This window comes from Alteriqipengyuania sp. (assembly GCF_964222115.1).
Classification (GTDB): domain Bacteria; phylum Pseudomonadota; class Alphaproteobacteria; order Sphingomonadales; family Sphingomonadaceae; genus Alteriqipengyuania.
The window spans coordinates 28,835-43,695 of record NZ_CAXQBM010000047.1; the positions used below are offsets into that span (position 1 = coordinate 28,835).

The 14,861-nt window shown below is 63.4% G+C and carries 16 protein-coding genes; 15 read left to right on the forward strand and 1 reads right to left on the reverse strand.

Going from position 1 to position 14,861, the window contains the following annotated elements; genetic code table 11:
* Positions 1–44 precede the first annotated feature (44 nt).
* From ACEQXE_RS07290 to ACEQXE_RS07345, 12 genes are read left to right on the forward strand one after another with little or no spacing between them, the layout of a single operon-like run.
* Positions 45–581, forward strand: coding sequence for a hypothetical protein (locus ACEQXE_RS07290; protein WP_370178255.1), 537 nt, complete (start codon positions 45–47; stop codon positions 579–581).
* Positions 578–3,127, forward strand: a complete 2,550-nt coding sequence (gene traC / locus ACEQXE_RS07295; RefSeq protein WP_370178250.1) for a type IV secretion system protein TraC — start codon at positions 578–580, stop codon at positions 3,125–3,127. The genes ACEQXE_RS07290 and traC overlap by 4 nt, the downstream gene beginning before the upstream one ends.
* Complete coding sequence (locus ACEQXE_RS07300; protein WP_010412603.1) at positions 3,127–3,531, forward strand: hypothetical protein; 405 nt, start codon at positions 3,127–3,129, stop codon at positions 3,529–3,531. Before traC ends, ACEQXE_RS07300 begins: the two co-directional genes overlap by 1 nt.
* The gene (locus ACEQXE_RS07305; protein ID WP_007163821.1) at positions 3,524–3,904 is read left to right on the forward strand and encodes a TrbI F-type domain-containing protein; all 381 of its coding nucleotides are present in this window, start codon (positions 3,524–3,526) and stop codon (positions 3,902–3,904) included. The genes ACEQXE_RS07300 and ACEQXE_RS07305 overlap by 8 nt, the downstream gene beginning before the upstream one ends.
* Positions 3,901–4,407 carry a S26 family signal peptidase gene (locus tag ACEQXE_RS07310; protein ID WP_370178251.1) on the forward strand — a complete coding sequence of 169 codons (507 nt, stop codon included), beginning with the start codon at positions 3,901–3,903 and terminating at the stop codon, positions 4,405–4,407. Before ACEQXE_RS07305 ends, ACEQXE_RS07310 begins: the two co-directional genes overlap by 4 nt.
* Positions 4,407–5,039 (forward strand): type-F conjugative transfer system protein TraW, encoded by a 633-nt coding sequence (traW, locus tag ACEQXE_RS07315; RefSeq protein WP_370178252.1) that lies wholly within the window; start codon positions 4,407–4,409, stop codon positions 5,037–5,039. The genes ACEQXE_RS07310 and traW overlap by 1 nt, the downstream gene beginning before the upstream one ends.
* Entirely contained in the window at positions 5,036–6,049 is a 1,014-nt protein-coding gene (traU, locus tag ACEQXE_RS07320; protein WP_010412584.1) for a conjugal transfer pilus assembly protein TraU, read from the forward strand. The genes traW and traU overlap by 4 nt, the downstream gene beginning before the upstream one ends.
* Positions 6,046–6,801 (forward strand): type-F conjugative transfer system pilin assembly protein TrbC, encoded by a 756-nt coding sequence (gene trbC, locus ACEQXE_RS07325; protein WP_010412581.1) that lies wholly within the window; start codon positions 6,046–6,048, stop codon positions 6,799–6,801. The genes traU and trbC overlap by 4 nt, the downstream gene beginning before the upstream one ends.
* On the forward strand, positions 6,798–8,519 hold the full coding sequence (locus tag ACEQXE_RS07330) for a conjugal transfer protein TraN (protein WP_010412579.1): 1,722 nt from the start codon (positions 6,798–6,800) through the stop codon (positions 8,517–8,519). The genes trbC and ACEQXE_RS07330 overlap by 4 nt, the downstream gene beginning before the upstream one ends.
* The gene (locus tag ACEQXE_RS07335; RefSeq protein WP_010412575.1) at positions 8,516–9,328 is read left to right on the forward strand and encodes a conjugal transfer protein TraF; all 813 of its coding nucleotides are present in this window, start codon (positions 8,516–8,518) and stop codon (positions 9,326–9,328) included. Before ACEQXE_RS07330 ends, ACEQXE_RS07335 begins: the two co-directional genes overlap by 4 nt.
* Positions 9,318–10,754, forward strand: coding sequence for a conjugal transfer protein TraH (locus ACEQXE_RS07340; RefSeq protein ID WP_029140023.1), 1,437 nt, complete (start codon positions 9,318–9,320; stop codon positions 10,752–10,754). The genes ACEQXE_RS07335 and ACEQXE_RS07340 overlap by 11 nt, the downstream gene beginning before the upstream one ends.
* Before the next feature lie 10 nt (positions 10,755–10,764).
* Positions 10,765–13,467, forward strand: coding sequence for a conjugal transfer protein TraG N-terminal domain-containing protein (locus ACEQXE_RS07345; protein WP_370178253.1), 2,703 nt, complete (start codon positions 10,765–10,767; stop codon positions 13,465–13,467).
* Between the two features lies 1 nt (position 13,468).
* On the opposite strand, the gene ACEQXE_RS07350 is transcribed toward ACEQXE_RS07345, so the two are convergent.
* On the reverse strand, positions 13,469–13,678 hold the full coding sequence (locus tag ACEQXE_RS07350; RefSeq protein ID WP_010412566.1) for a hypothetical protein: 210 nt from the start codon (positions 13,676–13,678) through the stop codon (positions 13,469–13,471).
* A 123-nt stretch (positions 13,679–13,801) separates the two neighbouring features.
* Between ACEQXE_RS07350 and ACEQXE_RS07355 the strand changes: the two genes are divergently transcribed.
* The 3 genes from ACEQXE_RS07355 to ACEQXE_RS07365 are packed head-to-tail and all read left to right on the forward strand — an operon-like array spanning position 13,802 to position 14,664.
* Positions 13,802–14,341, forward strand: coding sequence for a thermonuclease family protein (locus tag ACEQXE_RS07355; protein WP_011413817.1), 540 nt, complete (start codon positions 13,802–13,804; stop codon positions 14,339–14,341).
* Entirely contained in the window at positions 14,341–14,472 is a 132-nt protein-coding gene (locus ACEQXE_RS07360; protein ID WP_267878786.1) for a hypothetical protein, read from the forward strand. The genes ACEQXE_RS07355 and ACEQXE_RS07360 overlap by 1 nt, the downstream gene beginning before the upstream one ends.
* A gap of 30 nt (positions 14,473–14,502) precedes the next feature.
* Positions 14,503–14,664 carry a hypothetical protein gene (locus tag ACEQXE_RS07365; protein WP_370178254.1) on the forward strand — a complete coding sequence of 54 codons (162 nt, stop codon included), beginning with the start codon at positions 14,503–14,505 and terminating at the stop codon, positions 14,662–14,664.
* Positions 14,665–14,861 lie beyond the last annotated feature (197 nt).

Below are 14,861 nucleotides of genomic sequence, written 5' to 3' on the forward strand. Positions count from 1 at the left end.
GCGGCCGTGTGACCCGTGTCGGAGCGACGGCAACCCTCTCCTTGATGATCGCCAGCTGCGCGACGCTTGGCGGCAACGTCAAGGGCGACTTTTCCTGCCGCGCGCCGGAGGGAAGCTGCGCGCCAACCTCGATGATCGACGATGCCGCCACCCGCGCTTCACAGGCAGAACGGTCCGGTCATGCCTCTGCGCGAGCGCACGGGGTCGGTGATCGCGAATTGCGGATCGTCGTTGCGGGCTACCGCGACGAGGCGGGCCGCATCCACGAGGCCCGGGTCGTTCATGTCGTGCTGCCCGATCGCGCTGCCGAGCGCTGGCGCGCGCCGCGTTCGACCGGCGACGTTCTGCGCGCACTGGCGCGCCCGGCTGAAGCGGAAGGCCCGCCGCCCGCCGCCGCAGAAGCACGTCCATTCCAGCATTCCAATCCCTCCCCCCAGCAGCCTCCCGATGTCCTGGTCATCCCCTCGCAGGATCTGACGGAGCTGCCCGGCGCCAAAGCGCCGGACCCCGGGGCACCTGGTCGTCCCCCCTCCCCCGGCCAGGTGCCCCACCCCGTTCTGCCCGAAGGAGAGCCCAAGTGAACCTCTCGCTATCCTCTGCGCGCGACGCGCTTCTCGCTGGCCTGTTCGGCGATGCGAAAAGGGGCGATCATGCGCAGCCGCGTTTCGCGCTCGACATGCTGTCGGACTGGCTTCCGTACCGAGTCTATGACGAGGGCCCGGGGCTCTACCGCAACGCGCACTCGAAGGGCTTCATTCTCGAAGTCACCCCGCTCATCGGCGCCGACGAGCGGACAGGTGAGATCCTCGGCCAGTTCTTTTCCGAGAGCCTGCCGCAAGGCGCCTGTTTGCAGGTGCTGAACTTCGCGTCCCCGCGCATCGGCGCCATCGTCGGCCCGTGGTTCGCACCGCGCTACGAGCAGGGCGGGATCTACGAAGCGATTGCGAAAGCCCGCACCAACCGGCTCTACGATCTCGTCTGGAAGTCGGGCTCGGCACACGCGCCGTTTCATGCACGCCATGTGCGTCTGGTGCTCTCGCTCGGCGTTCCGGTGCCCGGAAGCGTCACCGATGCAGAACTCACCGAATGCCGCGACGGGATGGCGGGGATGCTGAACTCGCTCGGCCTTGCATCGAACAGGCTCGAGCCCGCAGGCCTCCTCGCACTGGTCGACGAGCTCACCTCGCCGACCACCGCGCGCGAACCCGATCTCACCCACTGGAACCGCGAGGACACGCTCGACGCGCAAGCGATCCGCCGCGACATCGAACTCGAAGTCGAGGACGACCGGCTGATCTTGCGCACCGAGCGCTTCCGCGAGACCGGGCGCTCGCGAGATGGCGTGCCGCAGGTAGGTGAATGCTATCCCGACCGCTTCGATATGCGCCATTACGGCGTGCGCTCTACCCCTGAGCGCTGGGCACCGTGGGAATGCGCGCGGCTCATCGGCGACATGTTCACCGACAAGCTGCGCTTTCCCTGCCCGGCTGCGACCATGCTGTGCCTGCATTATCCCGACCAGGAAGCCGCCTCGGCGCGCGCAGGCTACAAGTTCATGCGCACCACCAGCCTGTCGGAGACCAAAAGCGCGCGCTTCCTGCCCAAACTGTCGGAGCAGTCGGCAGAATGGAGACACGTCCAGGCCGAACTCCAAGCGGGCAAGAAGCTCGTCAAGCTGTTCTATGGTCTCACCACGATCTCGCCGCTCGGCGAAGGCGATGCGCATGAGCGCACGGTCAAGGCGATTTACAAGGCGGCCGGATGGGACCTTGCCGACGAGCGCTTCCTCCAGCTCCAGGGCCTCGTCGCCTCGTTCCCGTTGAGCCTCGCCGATGGTCTGGTCCACGACCTTGCGCGGCTCAAACGCTTTCGAACCATGCTCTCGACCACCGCGGCCAATATCGCCCCCCTGCAGGGCGAGTATCTCGGCGGGACGATCCCGCACCTGCTGCTCCTCGGACGGCGCGGCCAGCCCTTCTTCTGGTCGCCCTTCGAGAACGCGGCGGGCAACCACAACATCGCGATCTGCGGAAAGTCGGGCTCGGGCAAGTCGGTGCTGCTGCAGGAGCTGTGCGCCGCGCTGCGCGGCGCGGGCGCCAAGGTCGTGGTGATCGACGACGGACGCAGTTTTGAGCATTCGGTCAAGTTACAGGGCGGCCGCTTCGTCGAGTTCACGCTCGCCTCGGGATTCTCGCTCAACCCCTTCTCGATGGTCGACGATGCGCGCGCGCATGAAGACGAGGATTACCGGCTCGACTGCTTCGCCATGATCAAGGCCATCGTTGGCCAGATGGCGCGGCCAAGCGCCGCGCCTTCGGACACGGAGCGCGGGCTGATCGACCGCGCGGTGACGCAGGTGTGGGAAGCGCTCGGCAGCGGCGGGGCGATCGACGACGTCGCGCATGCGCTCCATCAGAGCGAGAACGAGGCGGGCAAGGATCTCGCCACAGCGATCGCGCCCTTCTGCCGCGGTGGCAGCTATGCCGGGTTCTTCTCGGGGAAAGCGAGTTTCGCGCTCGAAGACGATTTCACTGTGTTCGAGATGAGCGACCTCGCGTCCCGCGAGGAGCTTCGAAGCGTTGTCCTCTCGGCAATCATGTTCATGACCGGTCAGGCGATGACGCGCTCTTCGCGCTCGACCAAGAAGCTGCTGCTGATCGACGAGGCCTGGGCGATGCTCAGGGGCGGCTCGATGGGCGAGTTCGTCGAGACCTATGCCCGCACCGCGCGCAAATATGGCGGCGCGCTTGCGACCGCGACCCAGTCCTTGAACGACTACTACAAGTCCGATGGTGCGCGCGCCGCGCTCGAAAACAGCGACTGGATGCTGGTGCTCCAACAGAAGCCCGAGACCATCGCCGATTTCCGCAAGGAAGCGCGGCTCGACATGGACGACCGGACCGAGACGCTGATCCGCAGCCTCAAGCGCTCGGGCACCGAGTACAGCGAGATCTACCTCAAAGGTCCCGAGATGGAAGCGGTTGGACGCCTGGTGCTCGACCCACTCTCGGCAACCATCTTCTCCTCCGATCCCGACACCTATGCCGCGATCCACCGCCATGTCGAAAACGGCATGCCGCTGGAGCGCGCAGTCGCGCTGGTCGCAGGCGTGGAAGGAGGCATGTGATGGTGCTCGAGACCACCACGCTCGTAGATCGCGTGCCGCTTCCGTCAGTCAGACAAGCCCGCGACAAGCACCGTGTGATCGACTGGCTGGCGCTGTTCCAGGGCACCTGCCTGGTGCTGATCGAAATGGCAAGCTTCGCGGCGAGCACGCTGCTGCTGGTCCTCGGCCTGCCGCTGTTCGTGTTCCTGGCTGTAGCAGGCTGGGATCTCACGGCGCTGTTCGCGCAGCTCGGCAATCTTGCCGACCATTACCGCACCGCTGAACCGGTCGCGCGCCGCTTCTTTGCGCAGGACCTCCAGATCGCATTTCTCATCGCAGCCGGGGGCCTCACCTTGCTGCGGCTGCCGGCTTTCCTGCGCCGCCTCGATCGCCGCCTCGCCGAAGGATCTCCCCGCCATGGATAGACTGCACCTCCCGCTTAGCCAGCTGGGCCCGAAACTCCTCGCCGTAGCGGTGCTCGTTGCCGCGCTCCTGTGGGGTGCGTGGATCACGCAGCAGGTCACCAGCTCCCCGGAGCAGCGGATCGTCACGGTCCGGCTCGCCGAGACCATCGGGACATTCGTCGAGGAAGCCGCGCGCGCCGATGCCGATCCGGCGGTCGTCCAAGCGGCTAGCCTTGCCTACCTCAAGGCCGCCGAAAGCGCCGTTGCCGACATGGGCCATGACGGCCGCGTGGTGCTGGTTGCCGAGGCCGTGCTCGCGGGCGCTGCCGAAGACGCAACCTCCGAACTCGAGCAGCGCATTGCGGACAAGCTCGCAGGGGAGATCCAGCCATGAGCCTGCCCCGCTCGATCCGCCGTTCACTGCTGCTCTCGGGGCTGGTCCTGCTGCCGCTCGCCTGGGCGCCGCTCGATGCCTTCGGCAAGGACCACGCTTTCCTCATCAATGCGAGCCCGAGCCTGCCAAACTGGGCGTTCTGGCTCGAAAAGCACGCGCCGATCATGCGCGGCAGCCTGATCTTCTTTGAGCCGCCGCAAAGCGAACTCGTCGAAAGGCATTTCGGAAAGGGACCGCAGATGTTCGGCAAGCGCGTCCTTGGCATGCCGGGCGATGTCGTGCGCCACGAGGGCGATGCGGTCTTCATCAACGGGAAGCAGGTCGCGAGCCTGCTCGAGGTCACCCGCCTTGGCGTGCCGCTTACGCGCGGTCCCGAAGGCGCAATACCGGAAGGTTGCTACTACACCGGAACCGACCATCCGCGCGGGCTCGACAGCCGCTACGGCGCAATCGGGTACGTGTGTCGCGGGCAGATCCTCGGCAGCGGGAGGGCAATCCTGTGATGCGCTCCCTCCTTCCGATTGGCGCGCTTTTCCTCGCGGCGCTCCCTGCCAGCCTGCAGGCACGAGACTACGGCCAGCGCGGCGCGGTCTTCCCCGTGATCGAGCGCGACCTGCTCGAACAGATCCATACGCGCCTCGCGCAGATGGAAAAATCGGGCGAGACCGCCCGGCTCAACGAGGAACTCAAACGTCGCACAATCGCCCGCGTCAACCGGCCCGATCCGGTTGCCGGCCTCATTCGCGCAAGCGCAAGCCGTCAATGGGCCTTCGACCCGACAATCACGCTTGCTGCCGATATCCGGGGCGCAAAAGGCGAGCTGATCCATGCCGCCGGAACGCAGGTCAATCCGCTCGACAGCGTCAAGCTGCGCGGCGACCTCCTGTTTATCGACGGCGACGATCCCTCGCAGATCGCCTGGGCGCTGGGGCAGGACGCGCACGCCAAGCTGATCCTCGTGAAAGGCGCACCGCTCGAGCTGATGAAGGCCCGTCAACGCCGCTTCTATTTCGATCAGGGCGGCAAACTGACGCAAAAATTCGGCATCAGGGCCGTCCCCGCGCGGGTGCGCCAGAACGGGCGGATGCTCGAGGTGAGCGAGATCACGCTCCCGCCGCGAAAGGCCCAACCATGAGCAACATCCGCGCCTTCCTGATCCTCGTCACCGCGACGTTGTCGTTCGCTCTTGCCTCGCCCGCCTCGGCCGATGCCGGGCCTGGCAAATGCACCGGGCAGTTCGTCAATCCGATCACCGACATCTGCTGGTCGTGCCTGTTCCCGATCTCAGTCGGCGGGCTCGAAATCTGGCCGAGCAATCGTCCCGATCCCGATAATCCCGACCTGCCGGTGTGCCTGTGCGGTCTGAGGCCCGGGATCGCCATGGGCTTCTGGGAGCCCGTCCGGCTCGCCGATGTCAGCATGAAGCCATGGTGCTTCGTGAACCTCGGCGGGATGAAGCTCGATCCCGGCTTCGATATCGGCTTCCGCTCGATCTCGGGTCCGTCGGCCGTGGGCGGCGCAAGCCAATATTATTCGAGCTGGCACGTCCACTGGTATGCCTATCCGCTGATCTACTGGATGGAGATCGTCGCCGATTTCCTGTGCCTTGAGCCGGGCTCAATCGACATCCTCTACATCTCCGAAATCGATCCGCTGTGGCAGGACAGCGAGCTCACCGCGATCATCAATCCCGAGGCCGTGCTGTTTGCCAACCCGCTGGCGCTTGCCGCGTGCGCTGCGGATTGCGCTGCTTCGACCGCGAACCTGCCGCTCGACGAGATGTTCTGGTGCGCGGGCTGCCAGGGTTCGATGTACCCGATGAATGGCAATGTCTCCGCTTCGATCGGACACGTTCAGGCCTCGCGGCTCGTGCTCTCGCGCTTCGCCTACAAGCTCCACCGCGAGCTCGTCTCATGGGGGACGATGGGGTCGAAGGGCCTGTGCGGCAAGTACCTGATGCCGGTGATGAGGAAGCAGCAATACCGCTTCCAGGCCACCAACCCCAACCCGGCGACCAAGGGCCGCTACGCCTGCCCGCCCGTGGGTGCCTCAACCACCTTCCAGTCCCCCGGACAGGTCATCCCCGCCATTGGCGAAGACATGGGATACCTCGTCTGGCGCAAAAGGAATTGCTGCGCGCTATGAGAAACGCTTTCCCCATACTCGTTGGCCTTAGTCTGGTGATCGCTGCCGGATTTGCCGCAGCTTCTGCGCAGGATGCCGGGCCCGACCTTGACCTCGCTGAGATCCGCGCGCGCGCGGCCGAACATGCCGCCGACGCCGAGGCGCTCGCCACATCGGTCAGGACAAAAGCGGATGCCCTCGCAGACGACGCGCGCGCCGCTCAGCAAACGGCTTTCGACAATCGCGCAGTCTATGCCGAGACTGCGCAGGCGACCGCGAATGCCGGGCCGCTCGATCTCGATGGCATGATCCGCGCCCAGGCCGATGCGGAAGTGGCAGCGATGGGCGAAACGCCCCGGTTCATCGCGTTTGCCTCCTTGGCAATGCCCGAACCCTCATTGAAGGCGCTGGTTCGCGATGTCTCGAGGGCCGGCGGCGTCACCGTATTGCGCGGATTTCCGCAAGGCGACAGCGCGCGCTTCAAGAAGCGCATCGCCGCTATCTGGAGCGATCGCGATGATGCCGGCGCGCTCGGGATCGACCCGCGCCTGTTCCGCGCCTTCGATATCAAGGTTGCCCCGAGCTTCGTGATGATCGCGAGCGATTTCAGCCCCTGCGACGGGTTCGACTGCAAAGACGTCTTGCCGCCGCACGACCGCATTGCCGGCAATATCAGCGTGGCCGAAGTGCTCGACACCTTCGCTTCGGGAGGCGGTCCGGGAGCGCAGCTCGCGCGCCTCCATTCCCGCAGGCTCGAAGGAGAACGGCCATGAGGCTCATACAATCGCTTCGCATAGGACTGCTCGGTCTTCTCGCCGTCGCCGCGCCCCTTTCCGCGCAGCAGCAGGACGCGCGGGCCGATGGCAAGGCCTTTGGCGAAAGCCTGCGCGGCGAAGCGCAAGAAGCTGCCAGATCGCAGCCCAATGCAGCAAACCTGCCCAACTACGACCGCAACGCCGTGCGAAACCTGGAAACGCTCGCCGACGATCCCGACCGGATCGAGAGCAATGCGGCCTCCGCTGTCACCGGACACCAGGGCTATCGGGCAATGCGCGACAGCGTAGCCAATCGCGCGCGCTTCGATCCGAACGAGATCGAGGACGTCATCGCGCGCAGCCTCGCCATCAACGAGACCCCGCTCGACTACACCAGCGGCATGGATATCTCGGGCGGCCAGGGCAATTGTGTCCCCCTGCCGCCCGGCTCGGGCACGGCGGGAACCTATACCGCGACCTGCAACACCGGCACGCGGATCGACCAGTCGGCGGGCCAATGCGCGGTGCCGCTCGTCGCCAACGTGACCCGGCGCCAGCAATGGCACTATCTCTGCAATGAGACGAGCACAGTCTATGGATATCCCTGGTGCTCGGCATTCGATGGTGGCTCGTGCCGGATCACCGGGTATCGGCCCGGACCCTGCCTCCAGTGGCGGCAGGACCAGTTCTACAGATACTGCATTGAACCTGGCGACCCCATCGCCGAAATCACATGCGACACTCCGGATGCACGCTACACGCCCTATGCGGTGACCACGGACAGCACGGTCGATACCTTTTCCGACGAGAGCCAGTGCACCGGATTTGCCGATAATGGCGATTGCGCGCTCGACGCAGAGATCTGCACCGATGCCGATCCCCAAACCCGCGTGGTCGACGGCGTCTCGGTTACGCGGCCCTGCTGGGAATGGCAGCGCAGCTACACCTGCACATCGCGCGAGGCGGCGAGCGACTGTTCGGACATCGAAAGCCAGGGCACTTGCCGCTTCATCCGCGAGGAATGCCTCACCGACGAGACGCCTTGCGAGACCTGGGAGCGCATCTACGAGTGCCCGCTGCCTGAGGCCAATAGCGCCACGCAATATGTCTGCGACGGCGATGTCTATTGCATTGACGGTAGCTGCGAGACGATCGAGCGCACCGCCAATGACGAGTTCAAAGATGCGGCGGTCGCATTGCACGCCATGGACGAGGCGCGCGGCCAGTTCGATCCGAACACGCTGACGCTGTTTCGCGGCACGCGCAACACATGCTCGTCCAAGGTCTTCGGCGTCCTCAATTGTTGCAAGGGCAAGGGCTTCCCGCTCATTCCAGGTATTAGCCTGCTGGTCGCGCTCGGCTGCAACCGCGAGGAAGTGCTGCTCCACGAACGCGATGCGCAGGGGCTGTGCGCCTATGTCGGGACCTATTGTTCGGACAAGTTCCTTGGCGTCTGCCTGACGAAGAAGAAGGTCTATTGCTGTTTCGAGAGCAAGCTCTCGCGGATCCTGCAGGAACAGGGCCGCAAGCAGCTCCCCAAGCCATGGGACAAGCCCAAAGAAGAACAATGTGAGGGGTTCACTCTCGACGAGTTTGCCCGGCTTGATTTGAGCCGGATGGATTTCAGCGAGGTCTATGCCGAGTTCACCGAGGCCGCGCGGCTGCCCGACGAACTCGAGACCAGCATCCTCATCCAGCAGAGGATCGAAGATTATTACGCAAGGGGCGGCCAATGACCCATCTGCATCACCTCACGGCGCTCGCGCTCGGCATAGCTGCCCTGCCCGCCACTCTGGCCCAGGCGCAGGAGCGGCAGGACACAAGATCGACCACCGCTGCCGACGCGCTCTACTGCCAAGAGCGTAGGCTCGGCTACTGGTTCTACTGCGTGAAGCCCGCTCCCATTGAAGAGCCACAACAGCCTGAAGCCGAGCCGGTCGCGGCCAGCCAAGAACTCGACGCGATCACCTCCGAGCTGCGCGAACTCAAAGCGCGCGCGATTCTCTATCCGACCGAAGCCAATGTCGCGGCCTATATCCGCTTTCAGCGCGCGCAGCTCGACCGCGCCTCGCTGTTCTCCGATGTCTGGCAGCGGGCGATCTGGCGGGACCCGGACCTCGACTACACGCTTGAGCGCCCCGTCGGAGCGGTCGCCAAGAAGCAGTGGCAGGATGCCCGCAGCGCGGAGCGCGATCACGTCATGGCAACGCTCTCGCAGCGCTACGGCCTGTTCTATTTCTTCAGTTCGACCTGCGGCCCGTGCGAAGTGATGGGCCCGATCGTCAAAGGCGTCGCCGACCGATGGCGGATTACCGTACGCGCGATCTCGACCGATGGCGGACCCTCGAGACACTTTCCCGACTATCGGGTCGAGACGAACCAGCGCGGCAAGCTTGGTCTCGAAGGCAAAGCCACCCCCGCTCTGGTGCTGTGGGACAGCGTGACCAAACGCCCGATCCCGATCGGTTACGGTGTGCTCTCGGCCGACGAACTCCAGGACCGCATCTACCTTCTCACCTCCAAGGAAGCCGGACATGATTACTAGCATCCGCAATGCGGCATTGACCCTCGCCGCCGCCAGCATGGTTGCCTCACCGGTCGCCGCGAATGTTGGCGACAGCATGGACCGCTTCATGGATGACATGGGGGCGGCGGCGAATGTCACGGGCCCAACCGCCTTCGAAGGCCAGTCGGCGGGATATTACAGCCTCGGCAATGTCTGGACACGCTTCCCTCAGAAGACGACCAACATCGCCAATCTCCAGCTGCCGCGCGCAAGGGCGGGCTGCGGAGGCATCGATATCTTTGCCGGGTCTTTTTCCTTCATCAATGCGAGCGAGATGGTCGCGCTCCTGAAAGCCGTCGCCAACAACGCGGTCGGCTTTGCTTTCAGCCTCGCGATCGACACCGTCTGTCCCGAGTGCAACAAGATCATGCAGGAGTTTTCGCAGAAGGCTCAACTCATGAACAATCTCTCGATCAACTCCTGCGAAATGGCGCAGGGGCTGGTCGGCGGCCTGTGGCCCAAGGGCGATCTCGCCGACAAGGCGATCTGCGAAGCCATCGGGAATTCCGAAGGCATTTTCACCGACTATGCGGCCGCCAAACACGGCTGCGGCACGCGCGGCCAGCGCGCGTCAACCAACGAAGGCGGCGGCACCGACTACGCCGACGTCAATCCGGGCGTCGCGCGCAACTACACCTGGCACGTCCTCAAGAAGAGCGCCTTCTTCAATCCCGGCGGTACCTTCGACCGCGAGCTTGCAGAATACGTCATGACGCTGATTGGCACGGTCATCTACGTGCCGCCCAAGGATGATGAACCCGGCAAGTTCGTGCCCTTCGCGGGCGACGCGTCCTCGACGCTCGTAAGCGCGCTCCTAGACGGGACGCAGGGCCAGACCGTGCGCGTGTTTCGCTGCGACGAGACCGATCTCTGCCTCAATCCCACCTTCGAGCAGATGAGCCTTTCGAATGCGAAGGCCATCCGCCCGCGCGTCGCGCTCCTCATCGGCAATATGGTCGATGCGATCCGCGCCGATACCGCAATCGGCAATGCCGAGAAGGAACTGCTGCAGGTCGCCTCTGTCCCCTTATACAAGATCCTTACCGTCCAGGCCGCCTATGGACGCGGCATGCCGACCGACGATCGCGAAACGCTCGCCGAGATCGCCAGCATCGACCTGCTCTATGCCATCCTCGACCGGATCGTGTCCGAAGCCGGGCGTTCGATGGCAAGCTTCATCGCCGCCGATGAAGCCAAGCTTGCGATCTGGCGCGGCCAGGTCGCCGAAGTTCGCTCGGGCATTGTGCAGCGGCAAGCAACGGGTCAGGCCAAGGTCTCGGCGATAATGCAGATCATCGAGAAAACGGCGATGATCGAAAACGCTCTCGCCGCTTCGATGTCGCCCTCGATGTCCGCAGCGCTCGACTGGTCACGCGGCCTCCAGTCCCGCTCGATCATCCCCTGAGGCGAATACCATGGTCGAGATCTTCACTACCGGCGGCGGCGAGTACATCGTCAATGTCTTGAACGCCGTCGCCGCGTGGACCGGGGCCGGTGGCTACAAGAGCCTGATCCAGGTAGCGCTGGTCATGGGCATGGCGCTTGCGGTCATTGTCGTCGCGTTCAATCAGGACTGGCGCGCCTGGCTCAACTGGTTCCTTGGCGCGACGCTCATCTACATGTGCCTGATGGTGCCGCGCATGGATGTGCAGGTCACCGACCGCGTCAATCCGAGCCTTGCACCGGCAGCAGTGGCCAATGTCCCGCTGGGCCTAGCGCTCATGGCAAGCTTTACCAGCCAGGCGGGCGACTACCTTACCCGTTCCGCAGAGCTCGTCTTTGGCCTTCCCGACGATCTCAACTATTCGAAGAACGGCATGATTTACGGCGCGCGCCTGCTCGAAGCGACACGCTCGCTGCGCATTGCCGATCCCGAGTTTGCCGCCAATTTCGACGAGCATATCCGCCAATGCGTTTTCTACGACCTGCTCCTCGGCCGCTATTCGATGAAGGAATTGTCGGAGAGCAACGATATCTGGGCGACCATCGCGCCTGGCAGCGCCGCGCGTGCACAGCGCTTCGTCACCCGGCAGGCGGATGATAGCGTCACGGCCTCGATCATCACCTGCCGCGAAGCCTATACTGCGCTCTCCAACCAGTGGGCCGGGCTTATCGATGAGATGACACAGGTCGCCGGGCGCCAGCTCTACCCCCGGCAGACCGAAACGCTCGCGAAGGCCAAGCTCATCGCCGACCTGCCGATTGCCTATCAGTACCTCACTGGCGTCTCGAAGGATGCAAGCAGCATCTTCCGCCAGGTTCTGACCATTAACGCCATGAACCAGGCGATGCATGGCTTCGCCGGAGCAAGCGGCGCATCGAGCGTCGATGTGTTCGCTCAGACTCGCGCCGATATCCAGACCGAAAGGACCTATTCCTCGATCGCGCACAACGCGATGAAGTGGGTCCCGATCCTCAATGTCGTCCTGACGGTCGTATTCTACGCGCTCTTTCCGGTGCTCTTTCCGCTGTTCCTGATGCCCAAGACCGGACCGATCGCGCTCAGAGGATACGTCACGGGGTTCTTCTATCTCGCCGCCTGGGGACCGCTGTTCGTCATCCTGCACATGATCCTGATGCTCAAGGGCGCGAGCGATGTGGCGGCAGCGGGCGGCGCAGCCGGTCTCAGCCTAGCGACCTTCTCAGGCATGACCGACGTCAACAACGATATCGGTATCTTGGCCGGTTACCTCGTTGCATCGATCCCGTTCCTTGCCGGCGGGGTCGCCAGGGGCGCGCTCGCAATATCGGGACAGGCAACGAGCTACCTCAACCCGAGCCAGAACGCGGCAGAAGAGGCGGCGCGCGAAGCGAGCACCGGCAATGTTTCGCTCGGCAATACCAGCCTTGAGAACTCGAACGTGTTTTCGCGCCAGTTTGCGCAAGCCAGCCTCGCGCCCAACATTGGCTACGGCGCCGCGCAGACTCGAGCCACGGGCGAAAACGGCACCCAGACCACCGGCTTCCCTCAAGCCGAATTCGCCACCGTGCCGACCTCGAGCTATCCGTTCACCCCGACACTCGGGCGGGACTTCTCGAGCCGACTTGCGACCATGGCGAGCCAAAGCCGCGGCCAGAGCGAGACATTTTCGAACCTTGCCCAACAATCGACGAGTTCGGCTGTCACCCGCTTCAGCGAGCTGCGCGATGCCTACACCCGCTCGCGCTCGAACGAGAGCGTCAGTGGCACGTCAACGAGCGACAGCATCGGCAGCGCATTCAGCGAGGTCGACAACGCCTCGAAGACACTCCAGCAGCAATTCGGGCTCTCGCGCCGTGCCGCCGACGACATCACTGTATCCTGGTTCTTGAACGGCGATGCAGGGATCGGTGCGAAGAAGGAAGGTCGCATATTTACAGGTTCAGGTGGGATCAAAGGGGGACGCAACCAGAGTTGGACCGATAGCGATATCGGGATCGCTTCAGAAGACCGCTCACGCATTACAGGTGCGCTGCGCCAGCTCTCCGACAGCCGTGGTTGGTCTAGCACGCGGGAAGGTTTCTTGCGCGAGACGAGCTCTAGTTCGGAAGCACTGGTGTCCAGCAGCTCGGCAGGCATCACTACCTCGATCACAGAGGCGCAAAGCTATACGCGTGAAGCGCGCCGAGCCGAGGAGATCGCCAGCCGCCTCGAGAACCAGGCAAGCTGGTACGAAAGTGCCAATGCCGCAGGCACTCTCAACCTCAGCCAAGCTTATCGCGAATGGGGCATGGCAGAGATCGAGGCTAACCGGGACTACTACGGTCCCGTCCGCTTTGACGACATCGACTTCCAGATGAGCGCGCGCGGCCAGCAGCTCCAGGCGCGGTTCGTCGAAAGCTATGCGGACCAGCTAAATGCCGAGATCTCAGGTGACCTGGTCCTGCCGTCCTCTGCGCCCGTCGCTCGGCCCTCGGTGAGTAGTGCGGAAAGCGTCCGGGGATCGGTGCGGCTTGGAGGTGTGCCGGGAAGCCTGAGCACCCCATCCAGCGAACGAGAAAACATCGCCCGCGATGTCGATCGAGTCCAGCAACGGGGAGCACAGAGGATCGGTTCCGTAAAGGGCTACCTCGACGGAAAGACCCGCGATGCCAAAGGAGCCTCGGCCGAAGCCGCGGACGATGTGAAAGGATGGTAGCTCAAATCAGTCCGTCGTAGATGATCACATAGATTACGAAGCATGCGATGACGAAGGCGGTGAGATACAAAGCCTTCCTTTCCCAGGGATCAGCCCATGCTTTTTGGACTGAATACTTGGACAGACGATCCTCGGCGATGGCCCGGTCGACCTCCCGAAAGCCTTCCCAGTCCTGCTTGCTGCCATTGGGAGTGTTGTCTGGATCGCTCATCGCTCATTCTCCTTCTGGAGCAAGTCTGCACTCTCCCCTCTAGGCCGCCCCCTCGCGTTGCAGAGAAACTAGCCGAAAATCATCGGGAAAGCGAGCACGGTGTCTTGGCGTGAAGGTCCGGAAATGAAAGAAGGTGGCATGGCAGGAAGATCACCTGAGAATAATGTCTTCGATTTTCGCGCAGGAGTTTCCCGACAGAAGCAAGGCAAACTGCGCGGCCTGGCGCTGCTTGTTGCCGGAGGATTGCTCGTTGGAATTCTGGCCGGCGTCTTAGGCATCTACTGGCCTTTTGGCTCGGCAAGCGCCGAAGCGCGGACGACCCACAGCTTTGCCGTTTGCGGCATGGTCAGGCGCACCTGCGTTGTCGATGGTGACACTATCTGGCTTGAAGGCTTGAAGATCAGGATCGCGGATATCGACACTCCGGAAATCTCGCAGCCAAGATGCGATTACGAATACGATCTCGGCATAAAGGCACGTGACAGGTTGGTGGTTCTGCTCAATCAGGGAGAGTTCTCTGCAGTTCCAATCGGCAATCGAGATGAAGACCAATATGGTCGTAAGCTCCGGGTTTTGATCCGCGATGGCCGCTCGATCGGCGACCAGTTGGTCGCAGAAGGCCTCGCACGAACTTGGTCCGGACGCAGGGATCCGTGGTGCTGATGCGCGACTGGCCCGACAGCGATGATCCGTTGCCGAGCAACGAGCGGGAATGGGAATTGAAGCTCGAAGCATGGCTGCTGGGTATTCCGATTGTCCTCATGCTCATCGCAGGAATTAGGTCACTCTTCTGATGCTCACCCGTGATCAGGAGCTTTTGGGGCATGGCGCTGTGGGTGGATAAACACCATGGCGACGCCGGAGGTGAATTCATTGCGTCGAAGATCGATCAGCTAAGCCAGGTCGGCGAGCCGGACGGGGCAAGACTTTGGCAAGATGTTGCCCGTCGCTATAAGCAACTTGTTGAGCGCAAGTCCCGTTCCTGATGGAACCGTTGGGATCTCCAGCCTCAACTGACTGCAGATAGGCTTCCAGTCGCTCCAGCGTTCGTCGACGCGGCCTTCGCCCTTGCCGGAGGTCGAGTACGAATCGAGGATCACCGACTGCGCGCCTACCGAAGCGTGTCGCCGAAATATGATTATCTTTCAAATGCTTTTCGATCCGTTCTAGATCGGAAGAGCGT